23 protein-coding genes and 1 tRNA gene are annotated in these 24,248 nt (G+C 33.2%); 8 read left to right on the top strand and 16 right to left on the bottom strand.

Translation table 11 applies throughout. From position 1 onward, the window contains the following. Positions 1 to 109: 109 nt before the first annotated feature. On the top strand, positions 110 to 343 hold the full coding sequence (locus ACFQ0S_RS07165) for a DUF4139 domain-containing protein (RefSeq protein WP_379759922.1): 234 nt from the start codon (positions 110 to 112) through the stop codon (positions 341 to 343). Between the two features lie 67 nt (positions 344 to 410). On the opposite strand, the gene ACFQ0S_RS07160 is transcribed toward ACFQ0S_RS07165, so the two are convergent. From ACFQ0S_RS07160 to ACFQ0S_RS07150, 3 genes are all read right to left on the bottom strand, one after another. Further along, positions 411 to 1,448: an NADP(H)-dependent aldo-keto reductase gene (locus ACFQ0S_RS07160; protein WP_379759509.1), complete on the bottom strand. Its 1,038-nt coding sequence runs from the start codon at positions 1,446 to 1,448 to the stop codon at positions 411 to 413. Positions 1,449 to 1,530: 82 nt separating this feature from the next. Then, on the bottom strand, positions 1,531 to 2,490 hold the full coding sequence (locus ACFQ0S_RS07155) for an OmpA/MotB family protein (RefSeq protein ID WP_379759512.1): 960 nt from the start codon (positions 2,488 to 2,490) through the stop codon (positions 1,531 to 1,533). Between the two features lie 22 nt (positions 2,491 to 2,512). After that, positions 2,513 to 3,274 carry an exodeoxyribonuclease III gene (locus ACFQ0S_RS07150; RefSeq protein WP_379759515.1) on the bottom strand — a complete coding sequence of 254 codons (762 nt, stop codon included), beginning with the start codon at positions 3,272 to 3,274 and terminating at the stop codon, positions 2,513 to 2,515. Between the two features lie 139 nt (positions 3,275 to 3,413). Between ACFQ0S_RS07150 and ACFQ0S_RS07145 the strand changes: the two genes are divergently transcribed. Beyond that, positions 3,414 to 5,216 carry a GNAT family N-acyltransferase gene (locus ACFQ0S_RS07145; protein WP_379759518.1) on the top strand — a complete coding sequence of 601 codons (1,803 nt, stop codon included), beginning with the start codon at positions 3,414 to 3,416 and terminating at the stop codon, positions 5,214 to 5,216. A gap of 5 nt (positions 5,217 to 5,221) precedes the next feature. Here ACFQ0S_RS07145 and ACFQ0S_RS07140 read toward each other — a convergent pair whose 3' ends face one another. From ACFQ0S_RS07140 to serS, 8 genes are all read right to left on the bottom strand, one after another. Continuing rightward, the gene (locus ACFQ0S_RS07140; RefSeq protein WP_379759521.1) at positions 5,222 to 5,503 is read right to left on the bottom strand and encodes a TM2 domain-containing protein; all 282 of its coding nucleotides are present in this window, start codon (positions 5,501 to 5,503) and stop codon (positions 5,222 to 5,224) included. Between the two features lie 61 nt (positions 5,504 to 5,564). Beyond that, complete coding sequence (locus ACFQ0S_RS07135; RefSeq protein WP_379759524.1) at positions 5,565 to 6,515, bottom strand: 2-hydroxyacid dehydrogenase; 951 nt, start codon at positions 6,513 to 6,515, stop codon at positions 5,565 to 5,567. Between the two features lie 238 nt (positions 6,516 to 6,753). Continuing rightward, positions 6,754 to 7,530, bottom strand: coding sequence for a pyrroline-5-carboxylate reductase (gene proC, locus ACFQ0S_RS07130; protein ID WP_379759527.1), 777 nt, complete (start codon positions 7,528 to 7,530; stop codon positions 6,754 to 6,756). 10 nt (positions 7,531 to 7,540) lie between these two features. Beyond that, positions 7,541 to 8,893, bottom strand: a complete 1,353-nt coding sequence (mgtE, locus tag ACFQ0S_RS07125; RefSeq protein ID WP_379759530.1) for a magnesium transporter — start codon at positions 8,891 to 8,893, stop codon at positions 7,541 to 7,543. After that, positions 8,883 to 9,662: a 16S rRNA (adenine(1518)-N(6)/adenine(1519)-N(6))-dimethyltransferase RsmA gene (gene rsmA / locus ACFQ0S_RS07120; protein ID WP_379759533.1), complete on the bottom strand. Its 780-nt coding sequence runs from the start codon at positions 9,660 to 9,662 to the stop codon at positions 8,883 to 8,885. Before rsmA ends, mgtE begins: the two co-directional genes overlap by 11 nt. A 60-nt stretch (positions 9,663 to 9,722) precedes the next feature. After that, a complete protein-coding gene (locus ACFQ0S_RS07115) occupies positions 9,723 to 10,055 on the bottom strand; it encodes a DUF4286 family protein (protein ID WP_379759536.1) in 333 nt (110 codons plus the stop codon). An 89-nt stretch (positions 10,056 to 10,144) separates the two neighbouring features. Further along, positions 10,145 to 11,923, bottom strand: coding sequence for a tetratricopeptide repeat protein (locus ACFQ0S_RS07110; RefSeq protein ID WP_379759539.1), 1,779 nt, complete (start codon positions 11,921 to 11,923; stop codon positions 10,145 to 10,147). A 79-nt stretch (positions 11,924 to 12,002) separates the two neighbouring features. Further along, on the bottom strand, positions 12,003 to 13,274 hold the full coding sequence (gene serS, locus ACFQ0S_RS07105) for a serine--tRNA ligase (protein ID WP_379759542.1): 1,272 nt from the start codon (positions 13,272 to 13,274) through the stop codon (positions 12,003 to 12,005). Positions 13,275 to 13,449: 175 nt separating this feature from the next. Between serS and ACFQ0S_RS07100 the strand changes: the two genes are divergently transcribed. Further along, complete coding sequence (locus ACFQ0S_RS07100) at positions 13,450 to 15,372, top strand: M1 family aminopeptidase (RefSeq protein WP_379759545.1); 1,923 nt, start codon at positions 13,450 to 13,452, stop codon at positions 15,370 to 15,372. 1 nt (position 15,373) lies between these two features. Here the strand turns inward: ACFQ0S_RS07100 and ACFQ0S_RS07095 are convergent, their stop codons facing one another. Continuing rightward, on the bottom strand, positions 15,374 to 16,585 hold the full coding sequence (locus ACFQ0S_RS07095) for an MFS transporter (RefSeq protein WP_379759547.1): 1,212 nt from the start codon (positions 16,583 to 16,585) through the stop codon (positions 15,374 to 15,376). Between the two features lie 48 nt (positions 16,586 to 16,633). Continuing rightward, positions 16,634 to 17,701 carry a Gfo/Idh/MocA family oxidoreductase gene (locus ACFQ0S_RS07090; RefSeq protein WP_379759550.1) on the bottom strand — a complete coding sequence of 356 codons (1,068 nt, stop codon included), beginning with the start codon at positions 17,699 to 17,701 and terminating at the stop codon, positions 16,634 to 16,636. Between the two features lie 137 nt (positions 17,702 to 17,838). Here ACFQ0S_RS07090 and rseP point away from each other — a divergent pair, with 137 nt between their 5' ends. Continuing rightward, on the top strand, positions 17,839 to 19,185 hold the full coding sequence (gene rseP, locus ACFQ0S_RS07085; RefSeq protein ID WP_379759553.1) for an RIP metalloprotease RseP: 1,347 nt from the start codon (positions 17,839 to 17,841) through the stop codon (positions 19,183 to 19,185). Between the two features lie 83 nt (positions 19,186 to 19,268). After that, positions 19,269 to 19,342: transfer RNA gene (locus ACFQ0S_RS07080), tRNA-Asn, on the top strand. 49 nt (positions 19,343 to 19,391) lie between these two features. Here the strand turns inward: ACFQ0S_RS07080 and ACFQ0S_RS07075 are convergent. After that, positions 19,392 to 19,901 (bottom strand): DUF456 domain-containing protein, encoded by a 510-nt coding sequence (locus ACFQ0S_RS07075; protein WP_379759556.1) that lies wholly within the window; start codon positions 19,899 to 19,901, stop codon positions 19,392 to 19,394. A gap of 81 nt (positions 19,902 to 19,982) precedes the next feature. On the opposite strand from ACFQ0S_RS07075, the gene ACFQ0S_RS07070 reads away from it, so the two are divergent. Further along, positions 19,983 to 20,462: a hypothetical protein gene (locus ACFQ0S_RS07070; RefSeq protein WP_379759558.1), complete on the top strand. Its 480-nt coding sequence runs from the start codon at positions 19,983 to 19,985 to the stop codon at positions 20,460 to 20,462. On the opposite strand, the gene ACFQ0S_RS07065 is transcribed toward ACFQ0S_RS07070, so the two are convergent. Together ACFQ0S_RS07065 and ACFQ0S_RS07060 are read right to left on the bottom strand one after the other, a co-directional pair. Beyond that, on the bottom strand, positions 20,463 to 21,584 hold the full coding sequence (locus ACFQ0S_RS07065; RefSeq protein WP_379759561.1) for a glycosyltransferase family 2 protein: 1,122 nt from the start codon (positions 21,582 to 21,584) through the stop codon (positions 20,463 to 20,465). After that, positions 21,581 to 22,525, bottom strand: coding sequence for a hypothetical protein (locus ACFQ0S_RS07060; RefSeq protein ID WP_379759564.1), 945 nt, complete (start codon positions 22,523 to 22,525; stop codon positions 21,581 to 21,583). Before ACFQ0S_RS07060 ends, ACFQ0S_RS07065 begins: the two co-directional genes overlap by 4 nt. A gap of 23 nt (positions 22,526 to 22,548) precedes the next feature. Between ACFQ0S_RS07060 and ruvC the strand changes: the two genes are divergently transcribed. Together ruvC and hemW are read left to right on the top strand one after the other, a co-directional pair. Further along, positions 22,549 to 23,103: a crossover junction endodeoxyribonuclease RuvC gene (gene ruvC, locus ACFQ0S_RS07055; RefSeq protein WP_379759567.1), complete on the top strand. Its 555-nt coding sequence runs from the start codon at positions 22,549 to 22,551 to the stop codon at positions 23,101 to 23,103. Beyond that, a complete protein-coding gene (hemW, locus tag ACFQ0S_RS07050) occupies positions 23,104 to 24,246 on the top strand; it encodes a radical SAM family heme chaperone HemW (RefSeq protein ID WP_379759570.1) in 1,143 nt (380 codons plus the stop codon). It begins immediately after the preceding gene. Positions 24,247 to 24,248 lie beyond the last annotated feature (2 nt).

Genomic DNA, 24,248 nt, shown 5'->3' with positions numbered 1-24,248 from the left:
AGTTCATTAGTCTGTAAGTTTATCGTTAGTAATTTAAAATTACAAATTTTTAACTTTACACACTTTTTTTGTACAGTATCTTTATATGAAGTAAACTTTTACCTTAGATATTACAGTAAAAAATAACAAAAATGAGTCTTTTCAAATGTTGTTGAAAGACCAATGTTCAGTTAGCCCTGATAAAGAAATTGATGAGGAATTACTAGAAACTTACAAAACAAAAGTGAATACAGAAACTGGAATTCTAACTTGGGATTTAGATTTAAATCCAAATGAAACCAAGAAAATAAGATTGGCCTACAAGTTTAAGTATCCTAAAGACAAGAGAATTGGGAATTTGTAATTAACATATTGGCTTGAAAGGCATTCAACTAAAATTACATTTCAAGCCTATATTTTGATTAAGATTTCTATGGTGCTGGATCAGGAATTGTATTATGAATAGCATTTATATCCCGAATTATTTCATCTGTAAGCGTAACATGAATCGAATTAATGTTTTCTTCTAATTGTTCTAAATTGGTAGCTCCAATGATATTACTGGTAACAAAAGGTTGTTGGTTTACAAACGCTAAAGCCATTTGAGTTAATGACAATCCGTTTTTATGAGCAATCTCTTGATACTGTTTTGTAGCTTCAGCGCATTGTGTACTGTTGTATCTCGAAAATTGAGGAAACAATGTAATTCTTGCTTTTAGATGACTTGCACCGGATAAAAATTTACCGGATAACAACCCAAAAGCTAACGGAGAATAGGCTAACAAACCAACATTATCTCGCATACAAATTTCAGAAGAACCATTTTCAAAAAGTCTGTTGAGTAAAGAATACGGATTTTGAATGGTTTTTATGCTCGGCAAATTGTGGTATTTACTTTCCTCTAAGAAACGCATAATACCCCAAGGCGTTTCATTAGAAACCCCAATATGATTTATTTTACCTTGTTTTATAAAACTTTCTAAAGTTTCTAGAACGGAATGAATATTATCTTCCCACCCATCATCTTGTACCTTAAAACCACGTTGCCCAAAAAAATTAGTTTTTCGCTCTGGCCAATGCAATTGATACAAATCGATATAATCGGTTTGCAGACGGGTTAAACTTTTCTCTATGGATAGGGCAATACTTGCTGGAGAAAAATCCATGTTTTCTCTTATGTACCCCAAACCAGGATTAGGCCCAGCGATTTTAGACGCTAAAATAACTTTATCTCTATTTCCTGATTTTTTAAACCACGTTCCTATTATTTTCTCTGTACTTCCGTAAGTTTCTTTTCTTCCTGGAACTGAGTACATTTCGGCTGTATCAAAAAAATTAATGCCTTTATCTAACGCAAAATCCATTTGAGCATGGCCTTCGGCTTCGGTATTTTGTTCGCCAAAAGTCATCGTGCCTAGGCAAATTTTACTTACTTTAATATCGGTATTGGGTAATGTGTTGTATTTCATTCGGGTACTTTAATGTATTGTTTTGTAACAACAAAGGTTGTCTTATATGATTTTTAAATATTGAAATTCCTAATTTCTAGAATTACAATTCATTCAACATCTTAGAAATTTCATCTAATCTAGGAGTAAGAATAATTTCAATTCTTCTGTTTTTTGCTTTTCCATCAGCAGTAGAATTACTAGCCAAAGGGGCATACTCGCTTCTACCAGCAGCGGTAAGATTTTGCTTGTTGATGCTTTTGTTTTCTCCTAAAATAGTTACAATTGCCGTTGCTCTTTTGGTAGATAAATCCCAGTTATCTGCAATTGGTCCTGAACCGCCATAGGCGTCATCATCTGTATGCCCTTCTATAAGTACCGAAATATCAGGATTTGCACCAAGCACTTTTCCTACTTCTACAACGGCTCTGCGACCTTCTGCTCCCACGGCCCAACTTCCTGAACTGAATAATAATTTGTTTTCCATTGAAACATACACTTTTCCGTTTTTTTGTTGCACAGTCAATCCTTTTCCTTCAAAACTATTCAACGCTTTCGACAATGTCTCTTTTAGTTTTTGCATACTCGCTTCTTTAGCCGCCATCAAAGCTTCTAGTTCTGCAAGTCGCTCGGATTTGGCTTGTAAATCGCCTTTTAATTTATTAAAACGGTCTTGTTCTGTAGCAAGTGCTTTTTGTTTTGCTTCTAATTGCGATAACAACTCTCGATTTTTGTTCATATTCGCTGCTAATGCTTCGTCGCTGTTTTTTTCTAATGCGTTGTAGGAAGCTTGCAAAGTTTTTAAATTTTTATCTGCTGAATTAAAGTCAGATAGCAATTTATCACGTTCAGATTTGGTCTTATCCAATTCCGATTTTAGTGTTGTATTAGCTAGATCGAGTTCGTTTTTTGCTTTTATGCAATCTTCTCCATCATCTAAAAGTCGTCTGTTTTCCTTTTTTAAATCGGAATACTTATTTTCTAATTCGTTGTACACTTTTTTAGAAACACAGGAAACCGTTAATGCAATTACAACAGCTCCTAAAACTATTTTTTTTATCATTTTATTTAATTTATTATTTTAATTAATCTATTTCTACAACTGTCGGACAATGATCTGAATGTTTGGCTTCTGATAAAATAAAAGCTCTGCTAATCCTATCTTTCAATGACTCGCTAACCAAACAATAATCTATTCGCCAACCTTTATTATTTCCTCTTGCTCCTGCCCGATAACTCCACCATGTATAGTGATGCGGATTTTTATTCAACAATCTAAAACTATCGATGAACCCTGATTTTAAAAAACCGTCTAACCATGAACGTTCTTCTGGTAAAAATCCTGAAACTGTTTTATTTCTAACAGGATCGTGAATGTCTATTGCTTCATGGCAAATATTGTAATCGCCACAAATGATGAGATTCGGAATTTCTTTTTTTAATTCATTTATATAATTCTGAAAATCATCCATAAACATAAATTTATGATCCAATCGCTCAATATTTGTTCCTGAAGGCAAATACAAACTCATAACCGAAAAATCGTCAAAGTCAATGCGAAGATTTCTACCTTCAAAATCCATGTGATCAATTCCTGTTCCAAAAACTACATTATTAGGCTTTACTTTTGACAAAATAGCAACGCCACTATATCCTTTTTTTGTTGCTGGAAACCAATAATGATAGGGATACCCTGCAAGTTCAAAGTCTAAAGTTGGGATTTGTTCTGGAGTCGCTTTAATTTCTTGCAGACAAATTACATCTGGGTTTGCATGTAGCAGCCAATCAATAAAGCCTTTAGAAATTGCTGCCCGAATTCCGTTAACGTTGTACGAAATAATTCTCATTATTATTTTTTTGTGAACCAAAAGTAATAAAAAATGAAAAGCATTGGTTATAAAAAACACATAAAAATCAAATTTTGCAATAGTTGGTTAATGGAGTTTTTTTCTATCTTTGTTCATCGTACTTTAAACAAAAAACGAGATGGGTTTAGTTACCGCTAAAGAAGTTGCAAAAGCAATAAACACTGATAAATACGGAGTTTTAGGAACTTTTTCGGGTTGGTTATTGATGAAGGTTTTAAAGATTTCAACGTTAAACAAAGTATACGACCGCAACAAACATTTAGAAGATGTTAACTTTTTGAATGGTATTCTAGAAGATTTACAAATAAAATTCGAGATTCCTGAAGAAGATTTAAAGCGTTTGCCTAAAGAAGGTGCTTATATTACCATATCCAACCATCCTTTAGGTGGAATTGATGGGGTTTTGCTGCTTAAATTAATGTTAGAAAGAGAACCTAATTTTAAAATAATTGCTAATTTTTTGCTGCACAGAATTGAACCTCTGAAAAAATATATCATGCCCGTTAATCCTTTCGAGAATCACAAAGATGCTAAATCTAGTGTGGTTGGAATTAAGGAAACCCTTCGCCATTTAAGTGACGGAAAACCCTTAGGTATGTTTCCCGCAGGAGAAGTTTCAACCTACAAAGACGGGAAATTAATGGTTGACAAACCTTGGGAGGAAGGAGCAATAAAAGTAATTAGAAAAGCACAAGTTCCTGTAGTTCCTATTTATTTTCATGCTAAAAACAGCCGGTTGTTTTATTTGCTTTCTAAAATTGGAGGAACACTTCGTACGGCAAAATTACCTTCTGAAGTCTTTAGTCAAAAACATAGGGTTATAAAAGTTCGTGTAGGAAAACCTATTTCTGTAAATGAACAAAACGAATACAAATCTATAGAAGACTATTCGGAATTTTTAAGAAAGAAAACCTATATGCTTGCCAATCCTTTTGAAAAGGAAAGCAAGCTACTAACAACTCCCAATTTAAGTTTTCCTAAAAATCCAAAAAAAATTGTTACTGCGGCTAATATTGACAATATGATTCATGAAATAGCGCTTTTGCGAAGTTCTGATTCTAGATTATTACAAAGCAAAAACTACGAAGTTTTTTTCACTGACGCCTCTAAAATTCCTAATATTCTTCACGAAATTGGGCGATTACGAGAAATTACATTTCGAGAAGTGGGAGAAGGCACGAATGAATCTATCGATTTGGATAAGTTTGATCAATATTACCACCATATGTTTTTATGGGACGATGATACCAAAAAAATTGCAGGGGCTTATAGAATGGGATTGGGAGCTAAAATATTTCCGAAATTCGGCATTGAAGGTTTTTATTTGAATGATCTTTTTAGATTTGAACCTGAATTGCATGACATGATGCACAAATCGATCGAAATGGGGCGCGCTTTTATTACTAAAGAATACCAACAAAAACCAATGCCACTTTTCTTGCTTTGGAAAGGAATTATTCACACTACTTTACGCTATCCTGAGCATAAATTTTTGCTTGGTGGTGTAAGTATTAGCAATCAATTTTCTGATTTTTCGAAATCGTTAATGATTGAATTTATGAAATCAAATTATTACGATCCTTACATTGCCCAATATATTCACCCTAAAAAAGAATATAAAGTAAAATTGAAAGATGCCGATAAGGATTTTATTTTTGATGAAGCGGAATCCGATTTAAACAAATTCGACAAAATCATAGACGAACTCGAACCAGGAAGTTTACGCTTACCCGTTTTGATAAAAAAATACATCAAACAAAATGCGAGAGTCGTTGCTTTTAATGTAGACCCTCTATTCAATAACGCCATCGACGGCTTGATGTACATTCGCATTGCCGACATACCCGAAAGCACGATGAAACCTGTAATGGAAGAATTTCAAGCGGAACTGGAACGTAAATTATCTGAAAAAGAACAGTAGTAGCTTTAAAACCAACCTCTTTTATTGAGTTGATAGGTATTATAAAACTCCTCATCCGTTTTTGTTAAATAAATGATTCCTTCTATAAAAGGAACTATTCCTGCTATTCCGCAAGTAATGATGCTTAACACAATTTGGATAATTCCTTCAGTAGTATAGCCAAGAATAAACTTGTGTATTCCTAAAGAACCTAATAAAATTGCTAAAACTCCTGCAACTACTTTTTTATTTTCTGGCTGAAAGTTTTGTTGTGGTGCATTCCAATGTTCTGTTTTTGAATTTTCCATTATTTTTATTTTTTGATGTTATAAAAATAAGAAAATATTGGAATAATTGATTACTAGAAGTTTAAAAATACATTCCTTTAATTTTATCCACAATAACCTGCGCTAATTTCTCATGGCTTTCAAATGTCCAGCCCGCGATATGTGGAGTAAGGATAACATTATTCGCTTTTAAAAGATATTGTAAAGCAGCTGGAGTTTCGGCATCTTGAAAAAGGCTTTCAAACGAAAGTTTCTCGTATTCTAAAACATCTAAACCAGCTCCTAGAATTTTTTTAGATTGTAAAGCAACAACTAAATCAGAAGTGACTACATTTTTCCCACGTGACGTATTTATGAGCCAAAACGGTTTTGCAAAAGCATTGATGAAAGCAGTATTTACCATTTTATCCGTTTCAGGTGTCCAAGGAATATGAAGACTTAGGACATCGGCTTTTTCTTGTAATTGGTGTAAAGAAACTTGTTTGGCATTGGCATCGCCAACATGTTCTAGAATATCATAACACAAAACTTCAACATCAAAGCCTCGAAGTTTTTTTGCAAATGCTTTTCCCATATTGCCATAACCAATGATTCCAACAGTTTTTCCATTTAGTTCATGACCTCGATTGCTTTCACGATTCCATTGTCCTGACTTGATTTCGCTATGGGCTTGATTTAAATTATTAAAAAGCGACAATAGCATTCCCAATGCATGCTCGCCAACGGCATTGCTATTGCCTTCTGGTGCGGCAATAAGTTGTATGTTTTTACTTATGGCATAATCACAATCGATACTTTCTAAACCAGCACCTACTCTAGCTATAAATTGCAAATTGATAGCTTTATCTATAAAAGTTTTATCAATTTTAAATCGACTCCGAATAACAATTCCTTGGTAGTCATAAATTTTAGCTTCTATTTCCTCTTTAGAGGAAGTGAAATCTTCATGATTCACAAATCCAGCCTCTTGCAATTGGTCCCAAAGTAATGGATGATTGCTGTCGATGTGGAGGATTTTTATTGGTGTTTTCAAGGTATTGATTTTTGAATCAAGATTAACAATATTGGTTCTATAGCAAATGTTGTGAAAATTGAATTTTTTTCAAACCATTAAGAAAGTTAAGCAAAGGTGTAAATAGCTAATCTAAAACAAATTTTAACTTAACAAAACTTAAATTTAATTAATAAACAATTATTTTTCAAGGTGCACAAACAACTAAACTTAATAAATCTTAAATTTCTTAATGATTTAAAATGGCTATAAATTTATTTTATCCTTTGATTTTCTTTAAGGCCGCTTTAATTCCGCGAACTAATGAAGAACTGAATCCGTGAGTTTCCATTTCGCTCAAACCTGCAATAGTACAGCCTTGTGGCGTGGTAACTCGGTCTATTAATTGTTCTGGGTGTATGTTTTCTTCCATAATCATTTCGGCAGCACCTTTTACGGTTTGAGCAGAAATCGCCAAGGCGGTTTGCCAATCAAATCCTATTTCTATTCCGGCTTGCATAGAAGCACGAATGTAACGTAAGGCAAAAGCTGTTCCGCTGGCTGCCAAAACTGTGGCTGCATCCATTAATTTTTCGTCAATGATAGGTGCTGTACCTAAATCTTGAAAAAGAGCGACTACGTTTTGAGCTTTCTCTTTATGTTGCTCTTGAAACGCTACACAAGTGGCTGAGGCGCCGAATTGAGCAGCAATATTAGGCATGATTCGAACGGCACTGTTTGAATTGCCTATCTTTTTCTGTAAATTTTCGATTGACACTCCACTTACAGCAGAAGCAATTACTTTATTGGAAATTACAGGTAAAATTTCGTTTAAAACGGTATCTATTTGATACGGTTTTATAGTTAGAATAATTATATCTGCCTCTTGAATTCCGTGTTTGTTGTCTGTAGAAACAGTAACGCCCAATTGTTCTAAATGTAAAATACTTGCCGTGTTTCTTCTGGTTATAGTTACTTGATTGCCTTTAGCATATTTTGCAATTCCTAAAGCTATAGCAACTCCGAGATTTCCTCCTCCTATAATATGTACGTTCATGTTTAAAAATTTAAAATCCTAAAATTAATTTGGCAATCGAAAAGTAAATTAAAATTCCACAAATATCATTGCTTGTTGTAATAAATGGCCCTGTAGCTAATGCTGGATCAATTCCAAATTTATCGAGCAACAATGGAATAAATGTCCCTATTAAAGAGGCAATAATAATTACTGAAACCAAGGCAATGGTTACGATAATACCTATAATTACTTCAACATTTAACAAAAAATGACTGCCTAAAAACAATATCGTTGCCAAAATTAATCCGTTTAAAAGACTTAGCGAAACTTCCTTAATTAATCGATTAAATAAGGAGCCACTCAAAGTATCGTTTGCCAAACCTTGAACAATAATTGCTGACGATTGTACGCCAACATTACCTGCCATCGCCGCAATAAGTGGTGTAAAAAAGAACAGTTTCCCGTGTTCTAGCATGGCGCCTTCAAACAAACCTAAAACCTTAACGGTTATAAAACCGCCAAGTAAAGCTAAAACCAACCACGGTAATCGGGCTCGGGTTAATTCGAAAATACTATCATCGGCTTCTACGTCTTGAGAGATACCCGCCGCTAATTGATAATCTTTATCGGCTTCGTCTTTTATTACATCTACGATATCATCAATGGTAATTCTTCCCACTAATCGTCCAAGCTCGTCGGTTACAGGAATGGCTTCTAAATCGTATTTTTGCATGATACGTGCCACTTCTACGTCTTCCGTATCTACTTTAACATAATTTAATTTTCGAATATAGACTTCACTTATTGGTGTTTTGGTTGAGGTTGTCAATAAATCTTTTAATGACAAACGTCCTTTAAGCCTATCTTCATCGTCTACCACGTAAATAGAATGTACTCTAGAAATATTTTCGGCCTGAATTCGCATTTCCTTAACACAAGTAAGAACGTTCCAGTTTTCGTTGACTTTCACTAATTCTTTGTGCATGATTCCTCCTGCGGTATCTTCATCATAACGAAGTAATTCGACGATGTCCTTGGCATGTTCTACATCTTGAAGTTCAGAAATTACTTCTTCTTTTCTATCTTTAGAAAGTTCGGCAATAATATCGGCAGCATCATTGGTTTCTAGCTCATCGAGTTCTTCTGCAATTTCTTTTGGTGAGAGTCGACTTAAAATATTTTCCCGTAAATCGTCTTCTAATTCCAGAAGGATTTCGGCTGTTTTTTCGCTATCTAAAACTTTAAAAATATAAGTTGCTTCGTCAAAATCAAGTTCATCTAGGATTTCGGCAATATCAGCATGGTGCAAATCATTCAATAAGACTTCCAATTGCTGGTCGTCTTTATTTTGAATCAATTGCTCTAATTGTTGAATTAGTTCTTTGCTGATTTTAAACTCCATCGGCTTCTATTTTTTTTGTCAATCCTATAAATTGTTCTACAGACAATTGTTCTGGTCTGAGGTCAAAGATACTATCTTCTCTTAAATTATCAGATAAATTTAATGTTTTTAAACTGTTACGCAACGTTTTTCTTCTTTGTTGAAAGGCAGTTTTAACGATAGTAAAAAATAATTTTTCGCCACAAGGCAAACTGTAATTTTCTTTTCTGCGCAAACGCAATACGCCCGATTTTACTTTTGGGGGCGGAATAAATACATTTTCATCTACCGTAAACAAATACTCCGCATCGTAAAATGCTTGCGCCAAAACCGACAGAATTCCGTAGGTTTTACTTCCTTTTTTTTCGCAAATTCTTTCCGCTACTTCTTTTTGAAACATGCCGGCAAACTCTGGAATTTGGTTGCGATATTCTAATGCTCGAAAAACAATTTGAGTAGAAATGTTATAGGGGAAATTTCCAATAATAGCAAATTGCTTGCCCTCAAAAATTTCGTTGATATTGTATTTCAAAAAATCTTTAGAAATAATTTTATCCTTTAATTTAGGATAATTCTCCTCTAAATAGGTAACCGACTCTGTATCAATTTCAATAACATAAGTAATAATAGGCTTGTCTAATAAATACTTGGTGAGCACGCCCATTCCTGGCCCTATTTCTAAGACATCATCATAGCCTTCAAGATTTAAGGTATCAGCAATATCCTTAGCGATACTTTCATCTTTAAGAAAATGTTGTCCGAGATGTTTTTTGGCTTTTACTTTTTCCATGGTTATTGCGAGGTGAGAGGCAATCTCATTTATTGTTTAGAATTTGGACTTTTTTAGAAATTACTGAGCACTCGCTAACGAATAATGTTCACTTACATATTCAAGTTCCGTTCGGAAAGAAAGTGCTTTGTCGGCAAATAATTTCATAGCTTCTTCTTGCAACCTTGGTGCGTCTTCTTTATAATATTTTTGTAACAACTCTTTGCTTTTTGTAGCATACTGAACCGCATAAGTCATTCCGCCCATTTCTTCTTCAATAAGCACTCGAACCATTCTAGCCGAAGTAAACTTACCCGTTGAAAGAACATCTGGTATATGTTTTTCCTGCATCCAAGTTAACCATTGGTCATGAACGCTCTCCTGTATATTAGTTGTTACATTGTATATAATCATTTTTTTTTAATTTAGAAGGTTTAAGGTTTAGAAGGTTTAGGAAAGTTATTAGCTAAACTTTTAACTCATTTCTAAACCTTCTACACTTTTTATAAGTTGGTGTCGCCTCGTAATTGTCGGTATTTTTTCCTCGAATCTGTAAAATAAATACTATCCTCGTGATGAAAAATAATTTGTTCGTATAACGACTTAGCTTTCTCAATGTCTTTGATTTGCTTATTGTAAATTTCAGCCGAAAAATAATACGCTTCATCAATGTAAATTCCGTTACTGTGATGTTTAATAATTTCTTGATATTGGCTTAAAGCCGAAAGAAAGTCACCTTGTTTTTCGTAAACTTTTCCTAATCGAAACAAGGTTACACTTTCTATGTCTTTACCTTTGAAACTATTTAGAATTGACTGAAATTCAGCTAAAGCTTCTGTAGTTTTATTTTGGTATAACAAATAATCAGCATGAGCAAAACGCTTCAAAGCTGTTTGAGTCGAGTCGGCAACGGTATTGTCATTAATTAAAAGAAAGTATTCGAGTGCATCGTTGGCTATCAATTGGCTAGAAGCCGATTTGAGTGCCGCAAACTGTTTTTGAGCCCATTCAAAATCAGTTTTAAAATAACTGGTTTTAGCCGCTTTCAAACTAGCTTCATGACCTATAACATCATTTTTTAAATCTTCTTCAATTTGAGAATAATAGATTAATGCTTGATTGAATTTTTCTTCAAAAAGCAAAATATCTGCTAATTCCATTTTGATATCTGCTTTTTCATATTCGCTTAAAGGCAATTCTAAAGCGTTTTTGAGGATGATTTTTCCTTGCTCAGGACGTTTTAAATTAAAAGTAAGAAAATGGGATTGAAGAATTTGCAATGAAAGAGAATAGGGTGATATACCAAACTCTTTTACTACTAATTCAAGATCAGTTTCAATGGCTTTATAGTCTACTTCCTTTGCTGCTTCTATTCGCATTTGAATTAAAAAAGTATGCGCCTGAATCAACAACTCCAAATCCTTAGTATTTTCTAAAACAAAAGTCAAAATTTCTTTTGCGGTTTCTAATTCGTTTTCTTCTTTAGCCAATTGTGCTAAATTTACAATATTAGAAAATGTCTCGGGATTTCTTTTGTAAATGGCTTTTTCTTGAATAAATGCTTTTCCATATTCTTTTTGTTGCACATAAAACCAGCTCAAATATTCATTCCAAAAAACATCCTGATTCTTCTGAGCTCTTATTAACAAAGCTTTTCGAAGAGTTTCATTGAAAGTCAGATTCGCATCTTCAGTCATGAAACGAGACAATTGATTTTGAATCATGATAGAATTTTGTGGATTGGCGTAGGCTTCAGTCAGGAATTTTTCAATCATCATTTCAGTATTGCCCATCTGACCGTAAAGCATGGCCATTTGATAGTTGAAATTAAAATTAGGTTCTAATACAATTGCCAATTCATAGGATTGTAAAGCATAATTTACCAATGCCTTTCGCTCGAAAGTAGCTGCAACTCCGTATACTTCGTTTGGGTTTTTCTTAATTCTATCTAATGCTAAATCGTAATATTTCTTGGCGTTGCTTTCGTTTTTTTGTACCTGATAATTATACCCCAATTCTACCAAAAGGCTGGCTTGATTGTATTTGTTTAATCGATCTTGAATGGATTTTTCGGCAAGTGCATATTGTTGTAATTGCTGGTAACAATCAATTATTTTTTGAAAATAATTTCCATTTCCCGATTGCGATTTTAATAATTCTTCGTAACTTATTTTTGCTTTTTCGAAATCGCCTTTGTCAAAATAATTCTGCGCCAATTGCTCGTTTTGAGAAAAAACGATTAGAGAGAAAAACAAGGCTATATGTAGAAAAAGTTTTTTCATTTATTTAGATAAAAACGACAATGTACTAAAGTAACACTTTTGTGATAAATTAGTACATGGTTTTAAAAAGATTAACTTTTTAATTGATTATATCAAACCCACAATAACTTCTCAATACCTCAGGAATTACAATTCCTTCTGGGGTTTGATAATTTTCTAAAATACCCGCTAACACTCTCGGTAAGGCCAATGAACTTCCGTTAAGCGTATGCGCCAACTGATTTTTTCCGTCTTTGTCCTTGAAACGCAATTTCAAACGATTGGCTTGAAAGGTTTCGAAATTAGATACCGAACTGATTTCTAACCAACGATCTTGAGCTGTCGAAAAGACTTCAAAGTCATAAGTCAATGCCGATGTGAACCCCATATCACCTCCACACAAACGCAAAATTCGATACGGTAATTTTAGTTCTTGCAAAATATTTTTTACGTGTTCTACCATACCTTCTAGCGCTTCATAGGATTTTTCAGGATGCTCCACACGAACAATTTCTACTTTATCAAATTGATGCAAACGATTCAATCCGCGCACGTGAGCACCGTATGAACCCGCTTCTCTTCTGAAACATGGTGTATAAGCAGTGTATAAAACCGGTAATTCATTTTCGTTTAAAATAACATCACGAAATAAATTAGTGACAGGAACTTCTGCCGTAGGAATTAAATACAAATCATCAATGGTTGAATGATACATTTGCCCTTCTTTGTCTGGCAATTGACCTGTTCCGTATCCCGAAGCTTCATTGACCAAATGGGGCACTTGTACTTCATTGTACCCTGCTGCGGTATTTTTGTCTAAAAAATAATTAATCAAGGCGCGTTGTAATCTTGCTCCTTTGCCTTTGTATACTGGAAATCCAGCACCAGTAATTTTTACACCCAATTCAAAATCAATAATATCATATTTTTTTACCAATTCCCAATGTGGTTGTGCTCCTTCGTGTAAAACTGGAATAGTACCTTCTTGAAAAATAGTTAGGTTTTCTTCAGGTGTTTTTCCTTCGGGAACACTATCAGCTGGAAGGTTGGGTAGTGTATATAATTTTTGAGTCAATTCATTAGCAAAAGCATCCGCTTTTTCGGCTAATTCTTTGCTTTTTTCTTTTAATTGAACTGTTTTTTGTTTTAAAATTGTCGCTTTTTCTTTTTCGCCGCTTTTCATCAAATCGCCAATGGATGCAGATAATTTATTAGATTCAGATAAAATAGTGTCTAACTCTACTTGAGTCGCACGTCGTTTTTCATCCAGTTGTATCACCTCGGCTACTATCGATGTGGCATCGATATTTCTTTTAGCCAAAGCTTTTATTACTTTTTCTTGGTTTTCTCTAATAAATGCAATTTGTAACATGTTCTTATTTTTTAATGTGGGCAAATTTAAGGAATTCCTTTTTATTAAAACCAGCAAAAGAAAAAAGTTGAGTATCCTATAAATGCATGAAATGGAACGCATTATTTGCTCTTTACGTCTTAATTAACATTTAGATATTCAAATATTAGTTAAATTCGCAGAAACCTTCTACTTGATGAAAAAATTAGCGCTATTTTTTTTACTGCTTTCTTTTACATTAATCTATGCTCAGGATTCTGAGAATGATTTTGATGCCATTGTAAAAAATGAGAAAAAATCGGCGCTAAAAAGAATGTCTTTTGTTACCAATCCCAATACTGAAAATTATGATATTGTATATCATCGCTTGCGCTTAAAAGTTGATCCTTCAGTACAATATATTGATGGCGAAGTCACTACAAAATATATTGCAAAGCAAAATTTAAATTCGGTAACCTTTGACTTGGCCAATGAATTAGTCGTAAGCAGTGTTAAAAGAAGAAATGTAAATTTAACTTTTACAAGAAGTAGCAGCAATGAATTGATTATTAATTTGCCTATACAACAAAATGAAAATGTTCTTGATTCGGTAAGTATTACCTATTCTGGGATTCCTCCTACTTCTGGATTTGGTTCTTTTATTACCAGTCAACACAATTCGACTCCTGTTTTATGGACGCTATCTGAGCCTTTTGGAGCATTAGAATGGTGGCCTTGTAAACAAGATTTAAATGATAAAGTAGATAGTATTGATGTTTTTATAACCGCTCCTTCAAGTTATGTTTCGGTTTCGAATGGAATAGAACAATCACAAAAAATCAACAGCGACGGAACCAAAACGACTCGTTTTCGTCACGGCTATCCTATTCCTGCTTACCTCATTGCTATTGCTGTTACTAACTACAGTATTTATACCCAACAAGCCGGAAAAGCTCCCAATCAGTTTCCAATAGTTAATTATTTGTATCCAGAAGCATTAAATGCTAATTTGACTAATTTAGATCAAACGCCTTTGCTTATTGATTTTTTCGAATTGATAGTTACACCCTATCCTTTTAGAAAGGAGAAATATGGTCACGCTCAATTTGGCTGGGGTGGCGGAATGGAACATACTACAGTTAGTTTTATGGGAAATTTTAGTCGCAGTTTGATTGCTCACGAGTTAGCGCATCAATGGTTTGGAGACAAAGTAACTTGTGGCTCTTGGAATGACATTTGGCTGAACGAGGGATTTGCTACTTATTTGGCTTCTTTAGCCATAGAACATTTTGATGGTGAAGTAGCATTTATTTCTGACAAAAACAACATGATTAATAGCATTACGGCTGTTAATGACGGTTCAGTTTATTTAAATAATGATGAAGCTGCTGACGTGAATCGAATATTTAGTAGTCGATTAAGCTATCGCAAAGGCGCTATGGTTTTGAACATGCTCCGATTAAAATTAGGCACGACCAATTTCTATCAAGCCTTAAAAAATTATTTAAACGACCCTGATTTGGCGTATGGATATGCCAAAACTCCTGATTTAAAAAGGCATCTTGAAGCAGTTTCAGGAACAGATTTAACTGAGTTTTTTAACGATTGGGTATACAATCAAGGGTATCCTTCATATTCTATTAACTCTAAAAATATTGCGCTAGGAAAGGCTGAAATTACAATCAATCAAACGCAATCGCATCCATCGGTTTCATTTTTTGAAATGAATGTTCCAATTCGATTAATTGGTGTAAATGGAGAGCAAAAAGATGTAATCTTAGATCATAAAACCAATGGGCAGGTATTTGTTGTTGATGTTCCTTTTACGGTTACTGAAGTACAATTTGACCCTAAAAAGGATATTATTTCTAAGAGCAATATTTCGAGTTTAGAAGTTGACGCTTTTGATTTAAATAATGCTATAACTTTATATCCTGTTCCTGCAAAAGATATAATTGAACTTCATTTACCGCATGGAGTTAACATCGAAAAAACAGAGTTCTACAACATTATGGCTCAGAAAATAAAAGAATCTACAACCGAGAAATCATGGGATATTTCTGAATTTGCTAATGGCGTTTATTTTATTAAAACCAAAACAAATTTGGGTGTGAAACAACTACATTTTATTAAAAATTAAATTAAGCAATTGCTTTAATTCTAGAAACCATAATGGCAATTATAAATCCAAAAATGCCTATAAAGGCAAATGAATATCGCAAACCAAACCATTCGGCTATATAGCCAATAACGGGTGGTCCCATTAAAAACCCTAAAAAACTCACACTTGATACTATAGTAAGTGCTTCGCCTGGTGGTACTGAAGGATTTTTACCGGCTAGGCTGTAAACGGTAGGTACTATAGCCGAAACGCCTAATCCAACAACCATAAAAGACAATGTACATGGAACAATATATGGAAAAATCACAGCAACAAATAAACCAATAGATATCATTAAACCACTGATTTGAATCACTAATATTCTTCCAAATTTCTGAATGAATACATCTCCTAAAAATCGTCCGCTAGCCATCATAATCATATAGGAAGCATAACCTAAAACCACCAATGATCCTTGAACTTTAACTACATCTTTAAAATAAATACCACTCCAATCAAACATTACTCCTTCGCTGGCCATGCAACAAAATCCTATTACGCCTAGCCAAATAAGATTTTTATCTGGTTTTGAGAAAAACTTTTTACTTTCAGGCTTGATTTTATCTTTAGTACGAATCAGAAAACGATAGTTAAAAGCAATTAAAAGTAAGGCAATTGCAGCAATTATTAAAAAATGGATATAAGGCGATAAACCTAATGCTATCATTCCTAATCCAAGAATTGCTCCTGAAAACCCTGCAATACTCCATGCTCCGTGAAAAGAACCCATAATAGTTCTTTTAAAAAGCAATTCAGTATATACTCCTTGCGTATTTACAGCTATGTTAGAAAGATTAGCAAACATTCCAAACAAGAATAACCCTAAAGCGAGATGCCAAGGCTGAGTTGCTAAACCTATATTTGTTAGACTAAAAACATATAGTAATAGTGAAAAAATTAAAACATTATAGCTACTAAATCGAGTGACTAATTTACCTGAAAAAGGCATCACAATTAACTGTCCCAATGGCAAAGCAAAGAGAATGGTTCCTAAATCACCGTCTGTTAAATGAAGTGCCGTTTTTAAATCTGGAATTCTACTAGCCCATGAAGCAAAAGTTAAGCCCATTGCACAATAAAATAGAGATACCGCCCATCGAATCCGATTCAAATAAGAAGCCTTTGCGTTTTTATTGCTTTTATCGTATTTAGTTTCTGTCCGAAAACGAGTAATAAAATTTAAGTCTATCAAATCAGATTAATTTAAAAATTTGGTTGTTCAAAAAACACATAAAGTAAATTATCTCCCTTTTTCAAGTGTTTTATCATACAAAGAAACAACTTTTTTTTCTGCATTACTTAGGATAGCCGCATCAATGATGCGCATTACTTTTATTCCTTCTTCAGCGGTTACCGGTTCTGGTTTATTGTAAACTATTGAATGATACATTGCATCAAAAAAATCATAATAATTTCCTGATTGTGTTGGTACTTTTTCCCGAATAACTACTCCATCTTTTTCGGTATGCAAAATGCCTTCATTTTTCTTGGCTTCATTTCCCCAATGGCTCGTGTTAGGCTTTAATCCGGCTTTTAGATGGTCTTCTTGAACATCGCCTCTTGGTTTTAAAAACGAACCTTTTTTGCCATGAAGCACATAGGATGGAATAGCTTCTCGAACAAAGAATCCCGCTTTTAATCGAGTCCTAAAATTAGAATAATACATTGTGATATCTATCCAATCATCGACCACAGAATGCTCACGTGTTATCCTAATATCAGCAAAAACCGCTTTGGGAAATCCAAACAAATGCAATGCTTGGTCAATAATATGTGGGCCTAAATCTTTTAAAACACCTGCTCCAGCATTAGGAGTTTCTTTATGCGTTTTTGGACTTAAAATCGGATTGTATCTGTCAAAATGAAACTCAGCTTCTACTATATCCCCTAAAATTCCTTGATTGTAAATGGCTTTTACAGTTTTAAAATCGCTGTCCCACCTTCTGTTCTGAAAAACAGCTAACTTAAGTCCTTTTGCTCTTGCTAAAACATTCAATTCCTGCGCTTCTATAGCATTGGTTGTAAATGCTTTTTCAACCAAAACATGTTTGCCTGCTAGCAATGCTTTTTTAGCATATTCAAAATGAGTGTTAACTGGCGTGTTAACAATTATCAAATCAATATCATCTTCTAATAACCTATCTAGAGAAGAATAACTTTTGGCATAAGGATAATCCTGTTGTATTTTTAGTTGATTCCTTTCCCAAGCTCCAATGAGTTCAAATCCAGAATGAAGGTTCAAAAAAGGTGAATGAAAAACTTTTCCAGACATTCCGTAAGAAAGCAATGCCGTTTTTATTTTCTGCATTTTATTAGAATATTTTTTAAATAAAAGTCAAATTTACATATTTAACAAACATTTAAAACCATACCGAAATATTATACTGCAATAAATAAATAGAAAACCTTACTTTTGTGCGTTATTTAAAATCTGAAAATTAAAAAATGGAAATAGTTATCAAGTTATCTCAATTTTTATTGAGTTTATCATTACTTATTATATTGCATGAATTAGGTCATTTTATTCCTGCTAAACTATTTAAAACTAGAGTTGAAAAATTTTACTTGTTCTTTGATATTAAATTTTCCTTACTAAAGAAGAAAATTGGTGAAACTGAATACGGAATTGGATGGTTACCACTAGGAGGATATGTAAAAATATCTGGAATGATAGACGAAAGTATGGACAAAGAGCAAATGGCATTACCGCCTCAGCCTTGGGAATTTCGTTCTAAACCAGCTTGGCAGCGATTAATAATAATGTTAGGAGGAGTTACGGTAAATTTTATTTTGGCTTTCATTATCTATATAGGAATGACCTTTACTTATGGTGATTTTTATATTAATAATTCAGAGGTTAAAGACGGTGTTTGGGTTTCTAATCCAGTTGTGGAAAAAATCGGCATAAAAACGGGCGACAAAATTATTGCTGTTGATGGAGTTAAAATTGATAAATTCGATCAAATTAATGAAAAAATACTTTTAGGAAAAGAAGTAACAGTTGAACGAAATGGGTCTATTCAAAAAATTGCATTACCTATTGATTTTATAGATAAATTGATGCAAGGCGGGAAAATATCTATTGTTGATTTAAGAGTTCCATTTGTTATTACGGGTGCTGAAGATAATTCTCCAAATAAAAAAACGGTACAGCCAAAAGACATCGTAACCAGCTTTAACGGAACTCCTATAAAATATGCTGATGAATTATTTGCATTAATAAAAAATGTAAAAGGCAAAACAGTTCCTGCAACAGTAAAAAGAGACAATAAAGAAATTGCTGTTTCCTTAATTGTAAGTGATAGTAGCAAAATGGGTATCGGTTATGCCGGCAGACTCCCTTATGATAATTTAGAAAAATTAGGGTTGTATCACGTTAGCAAGCAAGAATATGGTTTCTTCGAATCTTTTCCTATTGGTTTAGAAAAAGGAAAAAACCAACTTGTAGGTTATGGCAAGCAACTACAAATGATTTTTAATCCAAGTACCGGAGCTTATAAAGGTGTTGGTGGATTTGCTGCTATTTTTAATATTTTTCCAAATACATGGAGTTGGGAAGTTTTTTGGAGCATCACGGCTTTGCTATCTATTATGCTTGGTGTAATGAATTTATTGCCTATTCCAGCTCTAGATGGCGGACATGTTATGTTTTTATTATACGAAATGATTAGTGGCAAAAAACCAAGCGATAAGTTTATGGAAAATGCGCAGATGGTTGGTTTTGTATTGCTTATAAGTCTTTTAGTTTTTGCAAACGGAAATGATATTTATAAAGCAATCGTAGGTAAATAATTTTTTTGAAATTTTATTGCTTTTTCTTTGCTAAAAATAAAAATCGCATTATATTTGCACCGCTTTAAAAGTGAAATACACTTTCCTTCTTAGCTCAGTTGGTTAGAGCATCTGACTGTTAATCAGAGGGTCCTTGGTTCGAGCCCAAGAGAGGGAGCAAAAGCAGAAAGCCATTCGAAAGAATGGCTTTTATTTTTATATAAATTCTAAAACATGTCTTGTGTCAGAACAAAATTCTTCCAAACTATCCAAATAAACAATCCTAAATACATCATACACAACACAAACTTCATAAAACTTGAGGCTAAAAATCCAAAAAAAGAACCTGTTGCTGCCTTAAAAGCACGTTGATGATCTTTTGAGTCATAAATTAGTTCTCCGATAAAAGCTCCTACAAACGGCCCAATGATGAAGCCAAAAGGAATTGGCGCAAAAATTCCTATAACCAAACCAATATTTGTTCCCCAAATCCCATAAGAACTTCCTCCAAATTTTTTTGTCCCTTTAGCCGGAATTACATAATCTAAAATGGAAACTACAATTGTAAGTAGTAACGTTATTCCTAAAACCCAATAATTTGTAGGCACTGCATTAGTAGAAAATAATAGTAGTAGACCAATCCAGCTAATACTTGGGCCAGGAAGAACAGGTAAAAAACTTCCTAAAATGCCAATAATCATAAGCAGAAAACCAAAAGTCAAAAGCATCATATCCATAAATTATTTTTTAGTATTTTTGAAAATTAAAATTGTACATTTAAATCAAATTTAAAAATCGCGTTTTTTTCGTTTACGAATATGAGAAAAATAATTCTATTACTATTTTTATCTCTACTTTTTTTTAACTCTTGTCAATATTTTGACAAGCAAATTCCTTCTAAGGAAGAGTTATTACAAAAAGAGTTGAAAGCCATAAATTGGAAAGAAGTAGACGAGTTTCCTTCCTTTTCTAAATGCGATTCAGTTTCAAATAAAGAGCAAAATAAAAACTGTTTTTTCGAATATTTAACCCAACTCATTCAAGAACGATTAAGTTTTGACACGATAGGTGTTTTATATCCTCAACTCGATACAATTGATGTAAAAGTAACCGTTCTTCCTAACTCTACTTTGAAATTCGAACCTCAATTAAACGATACTCTTTCTTATGACAAACCAAAAATAGACAGTATAATTCATGCGCGTTTAGTAGGTTTTCCTAAAGTAAATCCAGCAATAAAAAGAGGGATTCCTGTAAAAACACAATTTATTCTTCCTGTAATTTTAAAAGTAGAATAGTTAATTAAATTTTCTTCCTTTCCATTCGTATCTTCCGAATAAAGAAAATAAAGCAACTCCCACACAAAAAAACGGATACAAAACACTACTCAAAATCAAATAATGCATTCGCTTTTTTGTAAAAAAAGAGTTCGTTTTTTTTAGTAAAATATAATCGAAAACAAATTTTATAAGAAACAATACTGCAAAATTATGCCAAGGTAATTTTCGAAAAACACAAAGCAGAAAACCAAAAAGCAAACATAAGTTACCAGCTAATATAATTACCGCCAAGTCTTTCCCAAAAATACTTTGATAGGAACTTGTTTTTGAAGCCCATCGTACTCTTTGATACAATAAGGATTTCCAATCATTCATTGGTAAAGTGCGAACAATATTTGATTTTGATTTTAAATAATGTACGTTCTTCGAATCCTTTACCATTGCTTTTTGCACTAAAAAAACATCGTCTCCACTAGCCAATGTGTTGTTTCCAGTAAAACCGTTCAATTCCGTAAATAATGATTTAGTATAACAAAAATTAGCTCCGTTACAAATAAATCCAAGTCCTAATCCGAAACTACCTATAGTTGTTCCTTGCAAACTCATTAAATCTAATTGCTGGAAATGATGCAAAAAAGATTTTTTACAGTCATAAGAAACCGAGCCTACAATCATTGAAACATCATGATTTTGGATGTAATTATTAAGGGTTAGTAACCAATTTTCTGGCACAATGCAGTCGGCATCAGTAGTTACAATCCACTCGTGTGTAATAATTGGAATAGCTCTTGAAATGGCATCTTTTTTTGGCGAATTTGACATTCGTAAATTCTCTAAAAGTGTGGTATGAAAAGACCCATTCTCCATTCTCCATTTGAAAATTTGTTTTACTGAATCATCTTCAGAAAAGTCATCTACAAAAATGATTTCGAATAATGTTTTAGGATAATTTAAGTTTTTAAAACTTTCTAAAAGCGAATGCAAGTTGGCACTCTCATTCCTAAACGGAACCACTATAGCAAAATAGGTTTCTGGTTTATCATCAGATTTTGTATAGGTAGGAATTTGGTCAAAACCATAAATCAAATGGCTAATGGTGATGACATAAACGAAAAGAATTAACCCTAAAACAAGTATCATGATGTTTTTTTTATTTTAAAGTTCAACACATAATAACTTCCAATTAGCACTGGCAGCACTACATTTAAAAACCACATTAGGGTAGAAATAAAAACTACAATCCATTCATTAACCCCCAACAATCCAAAGAAGTAAACGGCAACACTTCCTTTTACTGCAAAATCCAGAAATTGGAAAGTAGGTAGCGAAGACGCTAAAAAATAGATACTCGTTATTGCCGACATTAAAATAAAATAAGGTAAATCAACATCAAATGCCAAAAATAAAAAATAGTATTGGTGTGAGAAAATCAGATAACGACAAAGCCCTAAAATAATGTTTTTTTGATGAATCAATTTCGGAATTTGATTTATTTTTTGAATTAATTTTTCGATAGAATATCCTTTAATGGTAATTTTCTTTAATGAAAAAAAAGTGAGAATAACAATCACCAGCAACCCAAAAAGTATCGCTACTGATTTAGTAGTTATAATGTGAAAATTGGCATTAAAATACAGTAAGCCAAAAATCCCAAAAACAATCGTTAAAATCATTTGAACACCATTGCAAATTAGATTTAGGAATACAATTTTTTTTCTTGAAGCTTTTTCAAAGAACAAAGCTTTACCCGCATATTCGCCTAAACCATTTGGTGTAAAAATGCCAGCTGTTAAAGCTCCTAAAACTTGAGCTGTGGCTTCTGATAAGGAAATTTTTTGTAAATGCAAAACTAAATTCTGCCATTTTAAAATTTCTAAAAAACGATTGGCAATACTGAAAGATAGAATAAATAGAATGCCCCCAACAGAACGGTTTTTTTGAAATAAGGTAATGAATTTTTGCCAATCTAATTGGTCGTTGTTAGCCAATTGTTGGTATATAAAATAAAATGCGCCAGTTACAATCAAAACTTTGGTTGTAAAAACAAGGAATTGTTTAGCTTTGTGAGGAATTGCAATCATTGTTGCAAAATAACAAATTTAAATTGGCAAACGAACGCATCATATTAGGAATTGACCCAGGAACTACCATAATGGGTTTCGGAATAATAAAAATTATTGGTAAGAACATGCAATTTATGCAACTCAACGAATTGCAATTGTCTAAATATGATAACCATTATCAAAAATTGAAGATTATTTTTGAACGCACTATCGAATTAATCGATACCCATAATCCTGATGAAATTGCCATTGAAGCGCCTTTTTTTGGAAAAAACGTACAATCAATGTTAAAATTAGGGCGCGCGCAAGGAGTAGCTATGGCAGCGGGACTTTCGAGAGACATTCCTATAACCGAATATGAACCTAAGAAAATAAAAATGGCGATTACAGGAAACGGAAATGCCAGCAAAGAACAAGTTGCCAAAATGCTTCAACAGCTATTAGGATTAAAAGAATTACCAAAAAACTTAGATAGCACCGATGGTTTAGCAGCGGCAGTTTGTCATTTTTTTAATTCTGGAAAAACGGTAGGAGAAAAAAGTTATACGGGCTGGGATGCTTTTGTAAAACAGAATGAAGCACGAGTTAAAAAGTAAATGAGCGGCATCTACATTCATATTCCATTCTGCAAGCAGGCTTGCCATTACTGCGATTTTCACTTTTCGACTTCGATGAAGAAGAAAGACGAGATGGTCTTGGCTTTAGCCAAAGAAATCCAAATGCGCAAAAGTGAGTTTGAAAATGATCCCGAATTCTCGGGAGTTGAGACTATTTATTTTGGAGGAGGAACACCTAGCAGATTGCAGATTGCAGATTTGAGATTGCAGATGGATTCGATTTATAAAAACTATAAAGTTGCCGAAAATCCTGAAATAACACTCGAAGCCAATCCCGATGATTTGTCCGAAGAGTATTTGATAGCACTTTCTGAAATTGGAATCAACCGTTTAAGCATTGGTATTCAATCTTTTTTTGAAGATGATTTGCAAATGATGAATCGCGCTCACAATTCGGCAGAAGCCAAAAAATGTTTAGAATTGGCAACACAATATTTTGATAATATTTCATTAGATTTAATTTATGGAATTCCAGCAATGAGTAATGAAAAATGGAAGCAGAATATCGAAACAGCTTTATCTTTTGGGATTCCGCATATTTCAAGTTATGCTTTGACAGTGGAGCCTAAAACAGCTTTAAATAAATTGATTCAAACCGGTAAAATTGTAAAACCAAAAGATGAAGTAGCTCAAGAACATTTTGAAATTTTAGTCGAAATTTTAGAGGCAAATGAATTTATTCATTACGAATTGTCCAATTTTGGGGAGTCAACTTATTTTTCTAAAAACAATTCGGCCTATTGGTTAGGGAAAAAATATATAGGAATTGGCCCGTCTGCTCATAGTTATAATGGTAGTTCTAGAAGCTGGAATGTTTCTAACAATTCAGTTTATTTAAAATCAATTCACGAAAATAAATTGCCAAGCGAAGTAGAAATTTTATCAAAAACAGATCGTTACAACGAATATATAATGACAGGTTTACGAACCATGTGGGGAATTTCTCTGTATAAAATTGAATTAGAATTCGGAAAAGAATATTTAAATTATTTAGAACAACACCTTCAAAAATTCATAGACAATGGTCTGGTTTCTATTGAAAACCACATTTTAAAAACAACCAAAAAAGGAAAATTTTTGACTGATGGCATTGCAAGTGATTTGTTTTACTTAAATATTTAATA

Origin of the sequence: Flavobacterium myungsuense (genome assembly GCF_042677265.1) — a bacterium.
GTDB classification, from domain to species: Bacteria; Bacteroidota; Bacteroidia; order Flavobacteriales; family Flavobacteriaceae; genus Flavobacterium; species Flavobacterium myungsuense.
The sequence above is the reverse complement of the archived record's forward strand: the minus strand, read 5'-3'. Positions and strand labels throughout refer to the sequence as shown.

Coding starts and splice junctions, on each gene's coding strand:
- ACFQ0S_RS07160 (WP_379759509.1), bottom strand. CDS start 1,448: ATGAAATACAACACATTACCCAATACCGATATTAAAGTAAGTAAAATT.
- ACFQ0S_RS07155 (WP_379759512.1), bottom strand. CDS start 2,490: ATGATAAAAAAAATAGTTTTAGGAGCTGTTGTAATTGCATTAACGGTT.
- ACFQ0S_RS07150 (WP_379759515.1), bottom strand. CDS start 3,274: ATGAGAATTATTTCGTACAACGTTAACGGAATTCGGGCAGCAATTTCT.
- ACFQ0S_RS07145 (WP_379759518.1), top strand. CDS start 3,414: ATGGGTTTAGTTACCGCTAAAGAAGTTGCAAAAGCAATAAACACTGAT.
- ACFQ0S_RS07140 (WP_379759521.1), bottom strand. CDS start 5,503: ATGGAAAATTCAAAAACAGAACATTGGAATGCACCACAACAAAACTTT.
- proC (WP_379759527.1), bottom strand. CDS start 7,530: ATGAACGTACATATTATAGGAGGAGGAAATCTCGGAGTTGCTATAGCT.
- mgtE (WP_379759530.1), bottom strand. CDS start 8,893: ATGGAGTTTAAAATCAGCAAAGAACTAATTCAACAATTAGAGCAATTG.
- rsmA (WP_379759533.1), bottom strand. CDS start 9,662: ATGGAAAAAGTAAAAGCCAAAAAACATCTCGGACAACATTTTCTTAAA.
- ACFQ0S_RS07115 (WP_379759536.1), bottom strand. CDS start 10,055: ATGATTATATACAATGTAACAACTAATATACAGGAGAGCGTTCATGAC.
- ACFQ0S_RS07110 (WP_379759539.1), bottom strand. CDS start 11,923: ATGAAAAAACTTTTTCTACATATAGCCTTGTTTTTCTCTCTAATCGTT.
- serS (WP_379759542.1), bottom strand. CDS start 13,274: ATGTTACAAATTGCATTTATTAGAGAAAACCAAGAAAAAGTAATAAAA.
- ACFQ0S_RS07100 (WP_379759545.1), top strand. CDS start 13,450: ATGAAAAAATTAGCGCTATTTTTTTTACTGCTTTCTTTTACATTAATC.
- ACFQ0S_RS07090 (WP_379759550.1), bottom strand. CDS start 17,701: ATGCAGAAAATAAAAACGGCATTGCTTTCTTACGGAATGTCTGGAAAA.
- rseP (WP_379759553.1), top strand. CDS start 17,839: ATGGAAATAGTTATCAAGTTATCTCAATTTTTATTGAGTTTATCATTA.
- ACFQ0S_RS07075 (WP_379759556.1), bottom strand. CDS start 19,901: ATGGATATGATGCTTTTGACTTTTGGTTTTCTGCTTATGATTATTGGC.
- ACFQ0S_RS07070 (WP_379759558.1), top strand. CDS start 19,983: ATGAGAAAAATAATTCTATTACTATTTTTATCTCTACTTTTTTTTAAC.
- ACFQ0S_RS07065 (WP_379759561.1), bottom strand. CDS start 21,584: ATGATACTTGTTTTAGGGTTAATTCTTTTCGTTTATGTCATCACCATT.
- ACFQ0S_RS07060 (WP_379759564.1), bottom strand. CDS start 22,525: ATGATTGCAATTCCTCACAAAGCTAAACAATTCCTTGTTTTTACAACC.
- hemW (WP_379759570.1), top strand. CDS start 23,104: ATGAGCGGCATCTACATTCATATTCCATTCTGCAAGCAGGCTTGCCAT.